The following is a 14966-nucleotide window of genomic DNA, read 5'->3' on the forward strand; positions in this document are numbered from 1 at the left end:
GATCAGCCCTCGGCACCGACCTCCGGCCGCTGTGCGGGCACCTCCGGTTTCAGTCGCGCCAGCAGCCGCTCCCGCTCCTCGGCGAACGCCGGGTCCGCCTGGTAGTCGCCGTGGCCGAGAATCGGGGCGGGCAGGGGGTGTTCGGGGGTACGGCCGTACGCCAAGGGGTCCTTGAGCGCCGCGCGGTCCACTTCGGGGGTGCAGCTGCCGGGCAGCCGGACCGGGCCGCCGATGGGGTCGGTGACGCGGTACAGGTTGCGCCAGCAGTCCAGCTCGGCGTGCAGGGACGCGAGGGCGGCCGAGCCGAAGTGGGCCGGGAACCAACGGCCGTAGAGGCGTTCCAGCGGGGAGCCGTAGGTCAGCAGCGCGACCCGCTTGCGGTCGGTCGGCGTCAGCTGCCAGACCGCCGCGGCCGCGAGCACGCTGCCCTGGGAGTGCCCGGAGATCACGAGGCGGCGGCCGTCCTCGGCGCGGGTCCAGGTCGCCATCCTCCACGTGAGGTCGGGCACCGCGCGCTCGGCGTAGCAGGGTGGGGCGAAGGGGTGGGCGGCGCGGGGCCAGAAGGTGCCGACGTCCCACAGGATGCCGATGGTGCGCCGTGCGGAGGCGTCCTTGTAGGCACGCCGGCCCCAGGTGACGAAGAGTATGAAGCCGAGGCCGATCAGCCAGGAGCCCAGCGCTTGCGCGGTCTCGGCGGCGCCGTGCACGAAGGCGTACGTCCCGTCGGCGGCCTCGCTGGGTGTCTCGTCGGTCGTCATCGCGCCGACCAGGGCTCCGGCGCCCAGGAGCAGGGTCGCGGTGGAGGTGACGGCGACGAGGAGAGGGGCGCGGTCGGTGAGCGTGGCCATCGCGCGCGTGCTGGCGATCCGGCGGGTGCGTGCGGCGTCCCGGGGCTCCCCGGCGTAGTCGAGCTCCACCGTGCCCAGCTCGGTGCGGCGCAGCAGCCACGCGCGCCATGCCAGCCCGCCGCAGAGCAGCAGCAGGAGGACCAGCAGCGGCGGGATCACGGACGCCTGCCAGGTCAGCAGGACCGGCGGGCCTGCGATGGACGCGTGCGTGCCGTCCAGCCAGTCGGCGACCCGCTGGGCGACGCCGCCCGACATCACCCCGCCGAGGGCGCAGGCCAGCATGACCACGGCCGGCCCGCCGAGGCCGCGCATCGCGGTGCGCGGGTCGGGCCGGGTGCGGTGAAGGACGTGGGCGACGACGGCGAGCACGATCACGAGCAGGCCCTGGAGGAATGCGATCGCGCCGAAGGTGGGGTCGCCCGGGAGGCGGCCCACCGACTGCCAGCCCGGGCGTTCCCACCCGGCGTACACCAGGGCGAGCAGCAGCAGGACGAGGGCGGCGAGCGGCAGGCGCCGTACGAGATGCTCGTCGAGTTCCCGGTCGAGACGGTTCTCGCTGCGGCCCCGGCGGCAGACCACCCACACCACGACGGCCGCGCCGGTGAGGATCGCCGCTTCCAGGAGCCATCCCAGGGCGTCCAGGAGCGCGGGGCCACCGGCCCTGCGGTCGAAGCGGGCAGCTGCCGCGCCGACCGCCGCGGCGACGGTCAGCAGGCCGGCGGCGGTGTGCGCGGCGCGCAGCCGTGCGACCAGGCGACGGCCGTACCAGAAGCCGGGGCGGCCCAGGGAGGTGCCGCCGGACTCCTCGTCGGGCTCGGGCTCGCGGGACATCGGCTGCTGGGACTCGTACGCGCTCCAGGTACGGCGGGAGAGGTACCAGAGCAGGCCGGTCAGCGCGGCGGGCACCAGGGCCGCGAGGGCGAGCCTGCGGCCGGGCCGGCTCCACCAGCCGCCGTCCGAGGCGAGCGGCGACAGGAAGCCCAGCCAGCTGTGCCGGTCGGCGCACGCGCGTGTGCCCGCGCACTGCCAGGCCGTGAGGTCGAGGGCGACCTCGCACGCGGCCGCGACGAGCAGCACCGTCAGCGTCAGCCCGGCGAGCCGTACGAGCAGGCCGTACAGCCGCACCGTCCGTGTGCGGTCCTGTGTGGTGGGGCGCATCCAGTGGGCGAGGTTGACCACCATGAACGGCAGTAACAGCAGCCACAGGGCGCGTGCGCCGTTTCCCGAGGTGAGGTTGCACCAGACGTAGGCCTCGGGCACCGGGCCGTCCCGGTGGTCGTCCGGCCGGTCCTCGGCGTCGACGTCGTCGGCGCGGCGGAACACGGCGGCCGTGTCGTCGCCGGTGATCCGCACCGTGCGCGGATCGTCGAGCATCTCCTGCGGTGTGGTGCCGCCGACCCCGTGGACCAGGAGTTCCAGGGCTGCGGCGCGGTCCTGCGCACGATTCACTTTCGCACTTCCCCCGTGACGAGCCTTCGGCTTCTGTCCGTGCGGGCACAAGGATCTCCCCGTGGGAGGTCCCGTACACCTCTCGTCACGGAATCTCCCCGATCCGTGTGAAGAACAGGGGAACGGCAGATGCGGAAGTGACATGCGCGCGTCGGTACGGTCAGTGGCGCGACCGGTACCGACCCGTGCGAGGATGGGACGTCCCGCGCACCGGGAGGGGCGAGAATGTCCTTATCAGAGCAGGTGCGCAGGGCGTGTCGGACGGCTTGAGGCGAAAGGACCGGAGCGTACGTGAGTGAGAATCAGAACCTCCTCGCGGAGCAGCGGCGCGCCCTGATCCTGGACGAGGTACGGCGCCGAGGCGGGGTGCGTGTCAACGAGCTGACCCGCAAGCTCGGCGTGTCGGACATGACGGTGCGCCGCGATCTCGACGCGCTCGCCCGGCAGGGCGTGCTCGAGAAGGTGCACGGCGGCGCGGTCCCGGTGGTCGAGGCCAGCACCCATGAGCCGGGCTTCGAGGCCAAGTCGGGTCTGGAGCTGACTGCCAAGGAGGACATCGCGCGGTCGGCGGCCGAGCTGGTCGCGGCGGGCACGGCGATCGCACTGTCGGGCGGTACGACCACGTACGCGCTGGCACACCAGCTGGTGGACGTGCCCGACCTGACGGTGGTCACGAACTCGGTGCGGGTGGCCGACGTCTTCCACGCCGCGCAGCGCACGTCGGGCCCCCGGCAGGGCGCGGCCACGGTCGTGCTGACCGGCGGGGTTCGCACTCCCTCCGATTCGCTGGTGGGCCCGGTGGCCGATCAGGCGATCGCGGCGCTCCACTTCGACATGCTCTTCCTCGGAGTGCACGGCATATCGGTCGAGGCCGGTCTGTCCACGCCGAATCTCGCGGAGGCCGAGACCAATCGGCGTCTGGTGCAGTCGGCGCGCCGGGTCGTGGTCGTCGCCGACCACACCAAGTGGGGTGTGGTGGGGCTGAGTTCGTTCGCGGCGCTTGAGCAGATCGACACGCTGGTGACGGACTCCGGTCTGGAGAGCGAGGCGCGCTCGGAGATCGCGGAGCATCTGCGGCTGGTGGTGGCGGGCGAGCCCGACATGGATGCGGACCTCTGAGACCGGTGACGTCTCGCGGTGCAGACAGCTGACGGAGCGCCAGCTAGGGTGGCGTGCCCGGTCCAGCGTCGGCACAGGGGGTTTCGTCCATGGCTCATCTGCTGCGTGAGGTGGGTCTCGACTTCGTCGGGACCGCGCCCGTACGGCACGTCTTCGCCCGGGAGATCACCGCTCCCCCGGAGACGGTCCACCGCGCGCTGGCCGAGGACGTGTCCGGCTGGACGGAGTGGTTCTCCGCGGTGACGCTGGCCCGCCCGCTCGACGACGGTGCCCGGCGCGAGATCCGGCTCAAGGGTGGTACACGCTTCGAGGAGACGATCCTCGCCGCGAAGAGCCCCGAGCTGTACGCCTACCGCGTCGACATCACCAACGCGCCGGGGGCCCGTGCCATGGTCGAGGAGTGGCGGCTCGCCCCGGCAGGGACGGGCACGCGGGTGCAGTGGACGTTCGCGGTGGACGGCACGGCGCCGTTCCGCTTCACCTTCGGCCTCGCGCGGCCAGGACTCGGCCGGGCATTCCGGGGCGCGGTGACCGCACTGGACCGACGGCTGACGCACTAGGCATTACTCAGCGCCGCGAGGACCGTGCAGCGCCCCGTGCCACGCCCGTCACTCCGGCCAGACGCCCGTCTCCAGCAGTTGCCCGATCACCGCGGAGTACGGCGCGATGTCCAGCCCCTGCTCGGCGAGCCAGGCGTCCGAGTAGTACTTGTCGAGGTACCGGTCCCCCGGGTCGCACAGCAGTGTCACCACGCTCCCCTGCCGGCCCTCGGCCACCATCTCGGCGACGATCTTCAGCGCGCTCCACAGCCCGGTGCCGGTGGAGCCGCCGGCCTTGCGGCCGATGCCCTGCTCCAGGGCGCGTACGGCGGCGACGCTCGCGGCGTCCGGCACCTTCATCATCCGGTCGATCGCGCCGGGCACGAAGCTCGGCTCCATGCGTGGCCGGCCGATGCCCTCGATGCGGGAGCCGCAGTCGTAGGTGACGTCCGGATCGCCGGTGGTCCAGCCCTCGAAGAAACACGAGTTCTCCGGGTCGGCCACACAGATGCGGGTGTCGTGCTGCATGTAGTGGACGTACCGGGCGATGGTCGCCGACGTGCCGCCGGTGCCGGCCGTGGCGACGATCCAGGCGGGCTCGGGGAACCGCTCCAACTCCAGCTGGCGGAAGATGGATTCGGCGATGTTGTTGTTGCCGCGCCAGTCCGTGGCCCGTTCGGCGTAGGTGAACTGGTCCATGTAGTGGCCGCCGGTGTCCACCGCGAGGCGGGCGGACTCCTCATACATCTTCCGCGAGTCGTCCACGAAGTGGCACTGTCCGCCGTGGAACTCGATCAGACGGCACTTCTCGGCGCTCGTCGTGCGCGGCATGACCGCGATGAAGGGCACCCCGATCAGCTTCGCGAAGTACGCCTCGGAGACGGCCGTCGAGCCGCTGGACGCCTCGATCACCGGTCGGCCCGGCCGGATCCAGCCATTGCACAGGCCGTACAGGAACAGCGAGCGGGCGAGCCGGTGCTTGAGGCTCCCGGTCGGGTGGGTCGACTCGTCCTTGAGGTACAGGTCGATGCCCCAGTGCTCCGGCAACGGGAAGCGCAGCAAGTGGGTGTCGGCCGAACGGTTGGCGTCGGCCTGGACCTTGCGCACGGCTTCTTTCAGCCAGACGCGATAGCCGGCGTCGCTCCGGTCGACGTCGAGGGTCACGCCGGACGGGGTCTGCTGAAGGGTGCTCACGGCGGTGCTCCTCATGCTCGGCCACAACGGCGACTCGCGCGGCCGTCACTTCGAGCATAGACACCTTCCGCACGCTTCTCACCTGCATAAACACACCTTTGAGAGCCTCAAAGGCACCCCTGGGCCGTGCCCTCACCAGGGCCCCGGGGGCGCATTCGCGCGAGTGCTCCGAGCACTGCGAACAGGGGTGACATGCGTACTGGTGCTAGGCGCGGGACGCGGGCACACTGCTCCGGACGGGACGACGATCCCGAACGGGGTGCACACTGGATCAAGACCAGGGCCGGCACCCGCGCAGGACCAGCCGGCACACCGACGCGCAAGGGGGCGGGGCATGGCGGAGCCTGAGTTCAGGGCCACGGGCGTGCGGATCGGGAAGCGGCTGCGCTCGCTGACCCGGGCCGGGCAGGTGCGGATCAGCGACGGCAGGGTGCAGTTGCTCACCAGCTACGGCAGTGAGATCGACAGCGCGCCGGTGCAGGCCGTCCGGGCGTCCAAGCCCTGGTTCTCGCCGGACGACAAGGCGCTGGCCGACATCAACGGCAAGCGCTACTCGCTGACCCTGGGCGATCACGACCCCGCCCCCGGGGAGGCGGGTCCTCCTGCGGCGCGCCGGTTCATAGAGGCCGTGCGGAAGGCTGCTGGACGTAAGGGCTGAGTCACTGCGAGTTGCGGTACCGCATCCCCTGCGTCACGCTTGTCTCACGTCACTCTGGGTTTACCGGCGATAACGCTGCGAACCAGCCCGCCGGCCACGACAGCAGGCGGCCGTGTTCCTTCAAGCCCCCTGCTGGATCCGTACTCCGTGTTCTTCCGGACCTCTTCAGTCGGGGAGTCGCAGCCGTGATCAGTTACCCAAGCAGGCACTGCACGGTGGAGCTCCAAGCCCTGCCGTCGCGGATCGGACAGGTCCGCAGAATCGTATCGGCGCAGTTGCGCTACTGGCATCTGGACGCGTTGATAGACCGCGCCGCGCTCGGTGTGACCGAGCTGTTGACCAACGTCCACCAGCACGCCCTGCCGGACAAGATGTGCACCGTGGAGATCGAGGTGCTGCTCGACCGGCTCATGGTCTCGGTGCGCGACCACGACCCGCGGCTGCCGGTCGTTGCGGACGTCAGGACCGCCGACATGCTCGCCACGTGCGGTCGCGGGCTCGCGATGGTGGCCGCCGTCAGCGAGAGCTGGGGTGTGCGGCCGGACGGCGAGGCCGGGAAGGTCGTGTGGTTCACGCTCCCGACGGCCGTGACGCCGCGGGCCACGGCCGCGCGCCCGCCGCAGCGCACGGCGGTGGACAAGCCTGTGCGTCGGTTCGCGGAGGTCGGGGCGCCGGTCGACCTGCGTCGACCCGAGCATGCTCCCGCCCGGTCCGCCGTTGTCGGCTGACCGGGCGGTGAGGGGACCTTTGAAGGTGTCGTCACCTGTGTCATTCGGTGGCGATCGCCCGTAGTACGTCCAGGCGGGCCGCTCGGCGTGCCGGGCGCAGGCCGGCCAGGGCTCCGGCCGTGATGCCGACCAGGGCCACCAGGGCGAGTGGGAGCGGCGGCATCGCGAAGGCGAAGGCGCTGTCGCTCGCCCCGTCGGAGGCCTTGACCAGGACCCAGCCCAGGAAGGCGCCGAGGGCGAGGCCGCCGACCGTGCCGAAGGCGGCCACCAGGACCGATTCCCAGCGGACCATGGCGCGCAGTTGGGAGCGGGTCTGGCCCACGGCCCGCAGCAGGCCCAGTTCACGGGTGCGCTCGTGGATCGCCAGGGTGAGGGTGTTGGCGATGCCGAGGAGTGCGATGAGCACGGCGAGGGCGAGCAGGGCGTAGACCAGGGTGAGCATCATGTCGATGCCGCCGGCCGAGGACTGCGCGTACTCGTCGCGGGTCTGCACGTCGGGGTTGCCGTACCGGTCCGCAACCCTCTCCACCGCCGTCTTGCCCTCGTCCGTGCTCACGCCGTCCTTGAACGAGACGGCGACCAGGGTGTCGGCGTCCTGGGTGCGGTGCGGGGCCCAGGCGTCGCGGGTGACGACGTAGTCGCCGGCGAGTTCGGACCGGCCGTAGACCGCTCGGACCGTGAAGGTCTCCTGGCGGCCGTCGGTGAAGGTGAGGCGGGTCTTGTCGCCGGTCGTCAGGTTCTGCTTGTCGGCCTCCTGCTCGGTGATGGCGATGCCGTCGGTGCCGAGGTCGTGCAGGGAGCCGTTGACGGTGCCGAGGTCGAAGGTGCGCTCGAGGGCGACCGGGTCGGTGACCGTCAACGCCCTTCCCTTGCCGTCGACTTCCGCGACACCCCGTCCGAGTCCGACGGCCGTTTCCACCTCGGGCAGCCGCTGGACGGCGTCGGCGAGGCGGGGACTCAGCCCGCTGCCGCCCGCGCCGAACGACGGGGTGCTGACGGCCACGTCGCCCGCGAAGGACCGGGACACGGTCTGGTCCATGGTCGCCTTCAGCGAGGCGCCGAACACGGTGAACAGCGACACGACGGCCACGCCGATCATCAGGGCGCTCGCGGTGGCGGCCGTGCACTTCGGGCTGCGCAGGGCGTTGCGCCGGGCGAGTTGGCCGGTGACGCCGCGCAGCCGGCCGAGGGGGCCGCCGAGGATCCGTACGGCCGTCGAGGAGGCGACCGGGCCGAGGACCACGAAGGCGGCCAGGGCGAGGACGGCGCCGGTTCCGGCCAGCCACAGGGACGGGGACACCAGAACGCCGGTGAGCGCCACGCCGAGCGCGAGGGCGATGAGCCCCAGGCCGGTGACGGCGCGGGCGCGGGAGGCGCCGGAGGTGTCGACGGCCGTTTCGCGCAGGGCGGCCAGCGGTGCGGTGCGGCCGGCTCGTGCGGCGGGCAGCAGCGCGGAGCCGAGGCAGACCACGATGCCGACCGCGAGGGGCAGCGCCATGGAGATCGCGCTGATCACCAAGTCGCCCTCGGGGAACGGGAATCCGATCGCAGGGAACAGCGCCTGGAGGCCTGCCGCGATGCCGATGCCGCCCGCGAGGCCGGCCGCCGACGCGGTGACGGCCACGGCGGTCGCCTCGACGAGGGTCGACGCGGTGACCTGGCGACGGGAGGCACCGAGGGCGCGCAACAGGGCGTTCTCGCGGGTGCGTTGGGCCACGACGATGGCGAAGGTGTTGTGGATGGAGAAGGTCGCGACGAGGAGGGCCACGCCGGAGAAGACCAGCAGGAAGGTGGTGAAGAGGGTCAGGAACTGGCTGGAGATCATGTCCGTGTTCTCCTCGGCCGACTCCTGACCGGTGATGGCCTCGACGCCGCTGGGCAGCACGGATGTCAGTTCGTCGACCAGCTGCTGCTGGCTGACGTCCGGTCCGGCCCGCACCTGGATGGTCGCCGCCTCGCCGGGACGGGCGGTGAGGTACTTCTCGGCGTCGGCCTGGGTCATGCCGGTGAAGGTCACCTGGGCCATGCCGTCCTCGCCGCCGAAGGTCGCGAGGCCGACGATGGTCACCTCGACGGGGTCGGGCGTGCGCAGGGTCGTGGTGTCGCCGATCCTGAGGTCGCCGCGGTCGGCGGTACCGCGGTTGACGACGACCTCGCCGGACTTCTGCGGGGCACGGCCTTCGGCCAGGCGGTACGGGTTGAGCTCGGGGTCGTCGATCCAGTTGCCGGCGAGGGTGGGCGGGCCCTGGCCGCCGATGGGGTCGCCGTTCCTGCCGATGAGCTGACCGGCGCCCTGGATGCTGGGCGCGGCGGCCGCGACGCCGGGAGCCTGCTCGATCCTGCGCACCAGGTCCGTGTCGACCGGTTCGCGCACGCCCTCGCTCTCACCGGGCGTGGTGATGGCGTCGGCGCTGCGGACGACGGCGTCCGTGCCGCTGGTCGCGTTGCCGAACATCGTGTCGAAGCCGGCCCGCAGGGTGTCGCCCATGACGAGGGTGCCGGCGAGGAACGCGACGCCGAGGAACACCGCGAGGAACGTGCCGGCGAAGCGGCGCTTGTGTGCGCGCAGAGAGGACACGCTGAGGCGGACGGAGGCGTTCATGACGGCACCTCGAAGGCTTTCATGCGGTCCAGGACCTTGTCGGCGGTCGGGGATTCCATACGGTCGACCAGGCGGCCGTCCGCGAGGAAGACGACCTCGTCGGCGTGGGCGGCGGCCACGGGGTCGTGGGTGACCATGACGACCGTGCGGGCCGTCTGGCGCGCCGCCCGGCCGAGCAGTCCGAGGACCTCTTCGCCGGAGCGGGAGTCGAGGTTGCCGGTCGGCTCGTCGGCGAAGACGACGTCGGGCCGGCCGGCGAACGCCCGGGCCACCGCGACGCGTTGCTGCTGGCCGCCGGAGAGCTCGGAGGGCCGGTGGTGGAGCCGGCCGCGCAGGCCGACGACGTCGATCAGCGCGTCGATCCACTCCGGGTCGCCCTTGCCGCCCGCGAGGTCCAGCGGCAGCGTGATGTTCTCCGCGACGGTCAGCGTCGGGACCAGGTTGTAGGCCTGGAAGACGAAGCCGACGCGGTCGCGGCGCAGGAGGGTGAGGCGACGGTCGTCGAGACTGCTCAGGTCGGTGTCGCCGATGTGGGCGGTGCCCGAGGTGAGCGTGTCGAGGCCGGCCGCGCAGTGCATCAGGGTGGACTTGCCGGAGCCCGAGGGCCCCATGATCGCGGTGAAGCGGCCGACCGGGAAGTCGACGCTCACCCCGTCCAGGGCCCTCACGCCGGTGTCGCCGGTGCCGTACACCTTCACGGCGTCCACGACGCGGGCGGCCGTCCGCGTGCCTGTCGTGGTGGTCGTGACGGTCATGCCGCACCGCCCTTGCCCGTGCGGCCGAACTGCTCGTCCAGGACGGACAGCCGGCGCCAGTATTCGTCCTCGTCGATCTCGCCGGAGGCGAAGCGGTGGCCGAGCACGGTGATGGGCGAGTTGTCGTCGGGGGTGGGCCGCCCGGGGCCGCGGCGTCCGCGCCACACCGTGCGGCGCAGCAGCGTGATGCCACCGATCACGACGGCCGCCCAGATCAGCGGGAAGAGGAGGATCCACGGGCCGGGGCCGCCGTCGGCGAAGTGTGCCAGGGTCTGCATCTCGAGTCATCTCCCGGGTCGGTTCGGTCGGGTCTTTCGGTGATGTCTCGAGACTCGCGCCGCGAGGGGGTCCGGGTCGTCGTACAGCCAGCGGCAGTGTGCGTACCTCGCGGGGAGTAGACGGGGCCGGTTCCGCTGCTCCGGACGGGCTCGACTTCTGTAACTACTAGTATGTACAGTGACGGCATGAGCACCTCGGACCGACTGATCGAGTCCACCCGCGAACTGCTGTGGGAGCGCGGCTACGTGGGCACCAGCCCCAAGGCGATCCTGGAGCGTGCGGGCGCCGGGCAGGGCAGCATGTACCACCACTTCAAGGGGAAGCCCGATCTCGCGCTGGTAGCGATCCGGCGGACCGCCGAGGAGATGCGGGCTACCGCCGCGGGAGTACTCGACGGTCCGGGCACGCCGCACGAGCGCATCGAGGCGTATCTGCGGCGCGAGCGCGAGGTGCTGCGCGGCTGTCCGATCGGGCGGCTGACGATGGACCCGGACGTGGTCGCCAGCGACGAACTGCGGGCGCCCGTCGACGAGACGCTCGACTGGCTGCGCGAACGGCTCGCCGCGATCGTCGAGGAGGGCAAGGAACAGGGTCAGTTCGCGCCCGGGCTCGACGGCGAGGCGGTCGCGGCGACGATCGTCGCGACCGTCCAGGGCGGCTATGTCCTCGCCCGCGCGTCCGGCTCGCCCGCCGCGTTCGACGTGGGCGTCCGGGGCCTGCTGTCCCTTCTCGCACCGCACTAGGAACCGCACCGCCCCAGGAACCGCACCGGACGCACCAGGAAGGCGGCACGATGCACGCGATGCAGTACCGGATCACCCTGCCCGCCGACTACGACATGGAGATCATCCGGCGTCGGGTGGCGAGCAAGGGGCACCTGCTCGACGACTGGCAAGGGCTGGGCCTCAAGGCGTACCTGATACGCGAGCGCGGCGTGCACGGGTCACCGGTCAACGAGTACGCGCCGTTCTATCTGTGGAACACCGTCGCGGGCATGAACGCCTTCCTCTGGGACGGCCCGTTCCAAGGCATCGCCGACGACTTCGGACGGCCGTCGGTCCGGCAGTGGACCGTGCTGGCGCACGAGGGCGCCGCTGATCCGCGTGTGCGGGTGGCGTTGCTGCGGCGTCAACAGGTACCGGAGGGCGTGCGGTTGAAGGACCTGGCGGCGGACGTGACGCGGGAGACCGAGAGGTCGGCCGGCGAGGACGGTGCGGTGCTCGCGGCGGCGGCCGTGGACACGAGCCGTTGGGAGCTGATCCATTTCTCGCTCCGGGAGAACGACACACCCAAGGCCGACGGTGAGGTGTACGAGGTGCTGCACATGTCCGTGCCGGGGCCGCCACCGCTCGACGCACGTTCCTGAGGCCGCTGACAAGGAGAACCCACCCATGCCCTTCGTTCGCATCGACGCCCTGGGAGCCGACCCCGAGCGGCTCGACGCGCTCGGTCGTGCCGTGCACGACGCCCTGGTGGAGGCCATCGGGATTCCGCCCGACGACCGGTTCCAGGTGCTGGTCGGGCACGACGGCACGCGCAGCACCCTGCGCTACGACGCCGGCTATCTCGGTATCCGCCGGGACGACGGCATCGTGTACGTGACGATCACCCTGCGCTCAGGGCGGACCCCCGCGCAGAAGCAGGCGCTGTACCGGCGGATCGCCGAACTCGCCCACGCCTACGCGGGGACCGAGCCGCGCAATGTGTTCGTCAGTCTCATCGAGAACGAGCCCATCAACTGGTCGTTCGGCGAGGGAGTCGCGCAGTACGCCGATGCCCCCGCCCCCGTCGACTCCCCCACCTCGACGAGCCTCACGGCTCCCTGAGGTCCAGGCGGCCGATGCGGGCCACGTTCTCGAGGTCCTCGGCGTCCTCGCTCGCCTCGCCGGCGAACCAGGCGTCGAGGATCTCCTTGAGCAGCGGCTCGGATGTCAGTCGCAGGCTGAGCGCGAGGACATTGGCGTCGTTCCAGCGGCGGGCGCCGTCCGCCGTGTAGCCGTCCGTGCACAGGGCGGCCCGTACGCCCGGCACCTTGTTCGCGGCGATCGACGCGCCCGTGCCGGTCCAGCAGCACACGACCGCCTGGTCCGCCGTCCCGTCGGCGACCTCGCGGGCGGCCGCTTCCGAGCACGCGGCCCACTGGGGGTCCGACCCGGGATGCAGGGCCCCGTGCGTGACCACCGCGTGGCCAAGGGCGCGCAGCTCGGCAACGAGACTGCGGGCCACGGGTTCGTCCATGTCGGAGGAGACGGAGATCCGCATGTCACGAAGGGTACCCAGGTCTGCGGGCGGGTGTGCGGCCGTGGGCCGGGGGTGCGGTCGTCCCGGCTGCGGCAGAGCATGGAGGTGACCGCCAGGAGACCCGGGGCTAGGAGGTCGGGATGGACGCCGTGGATGTCGTCCAGCGCTTCAACGCCGCGATCAACGACCATGACCTCACCGAGATGGCCTCGCTGATGTCCGACGACCACACACTCGTCGACACCGAGGGCGGCACCGTCAGCGGAAAACAGGCCTGCATCGAGGCGTGGCGCGGGTTCTTCGCGGCGTTCACGGACTACCGGAACGTGTTCACCGACCTGACCGTGGAGGACGAGGTCGTCTCGGTGTCCGGATACTCCCTCAGCTCGCGGCCCGAGCTCGCCGGTCCAGCGCTGTGGAGCGCCCGCGTCACCGGTCAGCTGGTCGGCGAGTGGCGGGTGTACACGGACTCCCCGGAGGCGCGCCGCGAGCTCGGACTGCCGCCGGGCGGGCTCGTCTGAGGCCTGTGGTGACAGCGGCGTCGCCCCTCAGGCGCCTCCTTCGCGACAGCCCCTAGGTCAGCGCCCCCAGCGGATCGTCCAGCACCGGCTGCCAGGCCAACTCGGCGGCGCCGACCAGGCTGTTGTGGTCGAGGGTGCACGCGAGGATCGGGACACTGCCGCTCTGCCCCCAGAGGCTGCGGTCGGCGACGACGGCACGCAGACGGCCGGGGTCGGCGTCGAGGAGGGTGGCGTGCAGGCCGCCGAGGATGATGCGGTCCGGGTTCAGGATGTTGACCAGGCCGGCGAGGCCCAGGCCGAGGCGGTCGATGAGGGCCTCGGTGGCGACACGGATCGTGAGGTCGTCGTACTGGGTGCGGATCAGGTCCTTGGCCTGCTGGAGCAGGGAGACCTCGGGGCCGGGCTCGCGGCCGGCGGCCGTGAGGAACGCCAGCGGGTCGGCCTCGACGTCGAGACAGCCGCGGCTGCCGCAGTGGCAGGGCCTGCCCTCGGGGTTCACGGTGAGGTGACCGACCTCCAGGGCCAGGCCCGAACTGCCGGTGTGCAGACGGCCGTCCAGCACGAGCGCACCGCCGACACCCCGGTGCCCGGTGGCCACGCACAGCAGGTCGCGGGCGCCGCGCCCCGCTCCGTGCCGGTGCTCGGCGAGCGCGACGAGGTTGACGTCGTTGCCGGTGAACGCCGGTCCGGTGATCCCGGCGGCGCGCACGCACTCCGTGAAGATACGGCGGACAGGGGCTCCCACGGGCCACGCCAGGTGCAGGGGGTTCAGGGCCAGGCCGTCGGGTTCGGCGACGGCGGACGGTACGGCGAGCCCGGCACCGACGCAGCGCCGTCCGGTCGTGCGCAGCAGGTCGGCGCCCGCCTCGACGACGGACCCGAGCACCTTCGCCGGGTCGGCTTCCACGGTCTCGCAGCCGGGTGCGGTGGCGACGATACGGCCGCCCAGGCCGACCAGCGCCGCCCGGAACCCGTCGGCGTGCACCTGCGCGGCAAGGACGACCGGGCCGTCCTCGGCGACCGCCAGCCGGTGCGAGGGCCGCCCCTGCGAGCCCGCCGCCGCGCCGGGCCGTGCGTCGACCCGGATCAGCCCGAGCGCCTCCAGCTCGGCGGCGACCGCGCCCGCCGTCGCCCGGGTCACGCCGAGCTCGGCGGTGAGGACCGCGCGTGTGGGTGCGCGTCCGGTGTGCACGAGCTCCAACGCGGGTCCGAGCGCGCCGCGCCCCCGGTCCAACCGCGCCCTCGAGGTGGTCCCTTCCCCCGCCGTCCGGGGGTCCGCCTTGCCGCTCATGAGGGCGAGTCTCCCATGATCCGCAGGTCCGGCGGCCTACAGGCCGCTCACTCTGAGCGTGATGTTCAGCCGGCCGGTCAGCCCCAACTCCGGCGGTGCGGTGCCCGGCTGCACCTTCGGCACACCGTGGTGGGCGAGTCGTGAGGGGCCGCCGAACACGAACAGGTCGCCGCTGCGCAGCTCGACGTCCGTGTACGGCCTGCTCCGGGTCTCGGTGTTGCCGAAGCGGAAGACGCAGGTGTCACCGAGGCTCAGGGACACCACCGGGGCGTCCGACTTCTCGTCGCTGTCGCGGTGCATGCCCATGCGCGCGTCGGCGTCGTAAAAATTGATCAGGGCGATGTCGTACGCGGCCTCCGGTCCACCGGGCATGTCCGCACCCAGCGTGTCCCGCACCGCGCGCCGGCCCAGCTCGCCCAACCACCCGGGGAACGGCTTCACCGGGGCTCCGTCGCCGTCGACGACCGTGCGGGCGTAGGCGTACGGGTACCAGTGCCAGCCCAGGCAGACCTGGCGTGCGGTCATCGTGCCGCCGCCGGGGGTGCGCACCGTGCGCAGGCCGGCCGGTGGGCGCGCCCACCCGCGGCAGGCCTCCAGCAGCTCGCGCTGGGCCGGCGCGTCCAGCCAGCCGGGCACGTGCACCGCGCCCGGCGTGACCTCCGTACGCTCGCGGGGGAAGAGCTCGGCGTCCATGCCTCCCATCCTCCCCCACCGGCCGTGAGCTGCGGCTCGGCAAGCGGCG

The 14966-nt window shown here is 72.1% G+C and carries 16 protein-coding genes; 8 read left to right on the top strand and 8 right to left on the bottom strand.

Going from position 1 to position 14966, the window contains the following annotated elements; genetic code table 11:
* Window positions 1-2: 2 nt before the first annotated feature.
* Window positions 3-2297, bottom strand: a complete 2295-nt coding sequence (locus ACZ7M7_RS19000) for a hypothetical protein (RefSeq protein ID WP_472118202.1) — start codon at window positions 2295-2297, stop codon at window positions 3-5.
* Window positions 2298-2588: 291 nt separating this feature from the next.
* Here ACZ7M7_RS19000 and ACZ7M7_RS19005 point away from each other — a divergent pair, with 291 nt between their 5' ends.
* Entirely contained in the window at window positions 2589-3416 is an 828-nt protein-coding gene (locus tag ACZ7M7_RS19005; RefSeq protein WP_472118205.1) for a DeoR/GlpR family DNA-binding transcription regulator, read from the top strand.
* An 89-nt stretch (window positions 3417-3505) separates the two neighbouring features.
* A complete protein-coding gene (locus tag ACZ7M7_RS19010) occupies window positions 3506-3976 on the top strand; it encodes an SRPBCC family protein (protein WP_427842588.1) in 471 nt (156 codons plus the stop codon).
* Window positions 3977-4024: 48 nt separating this feature from the next.
* On the opposite strand, the gene cds1 is transcribed toward ACZ7M7_RS19010, so the two are convergent.
* Window positions 4025-5149, bottom strand: a complete 1125-nt coding sequence (gene cds1 / locus ACZ7M7_RS19015) for an L-cysteine desulfhydrase Cds1 (protein ID WP_383629741.1) — start codon at window positions 5147-5149, stop codon at window positions 4025-4027.
* A gap of 334 nt (window positions 5150-5483) precedes the next feature.
* Between cds1 and ACZ7M7_RS19020 the strand changes: the two genes are divergently transcribed.
* Both ACZ7M7_RS19020 and ACZ7M7_RS19025 read left to right on the top strand, forming a co-directional pair.
* The gene (locus ACZ7M7_RS19020) at window positions 5484-5807 is read left to right on the top strand and encodes a hypothetical protein (RefSeq protein ID WP_328429540.1); all 324 of its coding nucleotides are present in this window, start codon (window positions 5484-5486) and stop codon (window positions 5805-5807) included.
* Between the two features lie 185 nt (window positions 5808-5992).
* The gene (locus ACZ7M7_RS19025) at window positions 5993-6535 is read left to right on the top strand and encodes an ATP-binding protein (protein WP_383598488.1); all 543 of its coding nucleotides are present in this window, start codon (window positions 5993-5995) and stop codon (window positions 6533-6535) included.
* A 40-nt stretch (window positions 6536-6575) separates the two neighbouring features.
* On the opposite strand, the gene ACZ7M7_RS19030 is transcribed toward ACZ7M7_RS19025, so the two are convergent.
* Genes ACZ7M7_RS19030 through ACZ7M7_RS19040 form a run of 3 tightly spaced genes read right to left on the bottom strand, consistent with a single transcriptional unit; the run spans window position 6576 to window position 10170 of the window.
* Window positions 6576-9137: an ABC transporter permease gene (locus tag ACZ7M7_RS19030; RefSeq protein WP_472118210.1), complete on the bottom strand. Its 2562-nt coding sequence runs from the start codon at window positions 9135-9137 to the stop codon at window positions 6576-6578.
* The gene (locus ACZ7M7_RS19035) at window positions 9134-9892 is read right to left on the bottom strand and encodes an ABC transporter ATP-binding protein (RefSeq protein WP_472118213.1); all 759 of its coding nucleotides are present in this window, start codon (window positions 9890-9892) and stop codon (window positions 9134-9136) included. The genes ACZ7M7_RS19030 and ACZ7M7_RS19035 overlap by 4 nt, the downstream gene beginning before the upstream one ends.
* Window positions 9889-10170: an SHOCT domain-containing protein gene (locus tag ACZ7M7_RS19040; RefSeq protein WP_328883496.1), complete on the bottom strand. Its 282-nt coding sequence runs from the start codon at window positions 10168-10170 to the stop codon at window positions 9889-9891. The genes ACZ7M7_RS19035 and ACZ7M7_RS19040 overlap by 4 nt, the downstream gene beginning before the upstream one ends.
* A gap of 171 nt (window positions 10171-10341) precedes the next feature.
* Between ACZ7M7_RS19040 and ACZ7M7_RS19045 the strand changes: the two genes are divergently transcribed.
* From ACZ7M7_RS19045 to ACZ7M7_RS19055, 3 genes are read left to right on the top strand one after another with little or no spacing between them, the layout of a single operon-like run.
* Window positions 10342-10914 carry a TetR/AcrR family transcriptional regulator gene (locus ACZ7M7_RS19045; protein WP_472118216.1) on the top strand — a complete coding sequence of 191 codons (573 nt, stop codon included), beginning with the start codon at window positions 10342-10344 and terminating at the stop codon, window positions 10912-10914.
* Between the two features lie 50 nt (window positions 10915-10964).
* Window positions 10965-11537, top strand: a complete 573-nt coding sequence (locus tag ACZ7M7_RS19050; protein WP_472118218.1) for a DUF4865 family protein — start codon at window positions 10965-10967, stop codon at window positions 11535-11537.
* Window positions 11538-11562: 25 nt separating this feature from the next.
* Window positions 11563-11997 (top strand): tautomerase family protein, encoded by a 435-nt coding sequence (locus tag ACZ7M7_RS19055; protein ID WP_383598506.1) that lies wholly within the window; start codon window positions 11563-11565, stop codon window positions 11995-11997.
* Here ACZ7M7_RS19055 and ACZ7M7_RS19060 read toward each other — a convergent pair.
* Entirely contained in the window at window positions 11984-12433 is a 450-nt protein-coding gene (locus ACZ7M7_RS19060; RefSeq protein WP_472118221.1) for an RpiB/LacA/LacB family sugar-phosphate isomerase, read from the bottom strand. The two genes, ACZ7M7_RS19055 and ACZ7M7_RS19060, sit on opposite strands and share 14 nt — an antisense overlap.
* Window positions 12434-12552: 119 nt before the next feature.
* Here ACZ7M7_RS19060 and ACZ7M7_RS19065 point away from each other — a divergent pair, with 119 nt between their 5' ends.
* Window positions 12553-12933: a nuclear transport factor 2 family protein gene (locus ACZ7M7_RS19065; RefSeq protein WP_472118224.1), complete on the top strand. Its 381-nt coding sequence runs from the start codon at window positions 12553-12555 to the stop codon at window positions 12931-12933.
* Window positions 12934-12985: 52 nt separating this feature from the next.
* On the opposite strand, the gene ACZ7M7_RS19070 is transcribed toward ACZ7M7_RS19065, so the two are convergent.
* Together ACZ7M7_RS19070 and ACZ7M7_RS19075 are read right to left on the bottom strand one after the other, a co-directional pair.
* Entirely contained in the window at window positions 12986-14224 is a 1239-nt protein-coding gene (locus ACZ7M7_RS19070; protein WP_472118227.1) for an ROK family protein, read from the bottom strand.
* A gap of 36 nt (window positions 14225-14260) precedes the next feature.
* Window positions 14261-14917: an alpha-ketoglutarate-dependent dioxygenase AlkB family protein gene (locus ACZ7M7_RS19075; RefSeq protein ID WP_472118230.1), complete on the bottom strand. Its 657-nt coding sequence runs from the start codon at window positions 14915-14917 to the stop codon at window positions 14261-14263.
* Window positions 14918-14966: the final 49 nt, after the last annotated feature.

It is taken from the genome of Streptomyces sp. NPDC111606 (assembly GCF_055656945.1).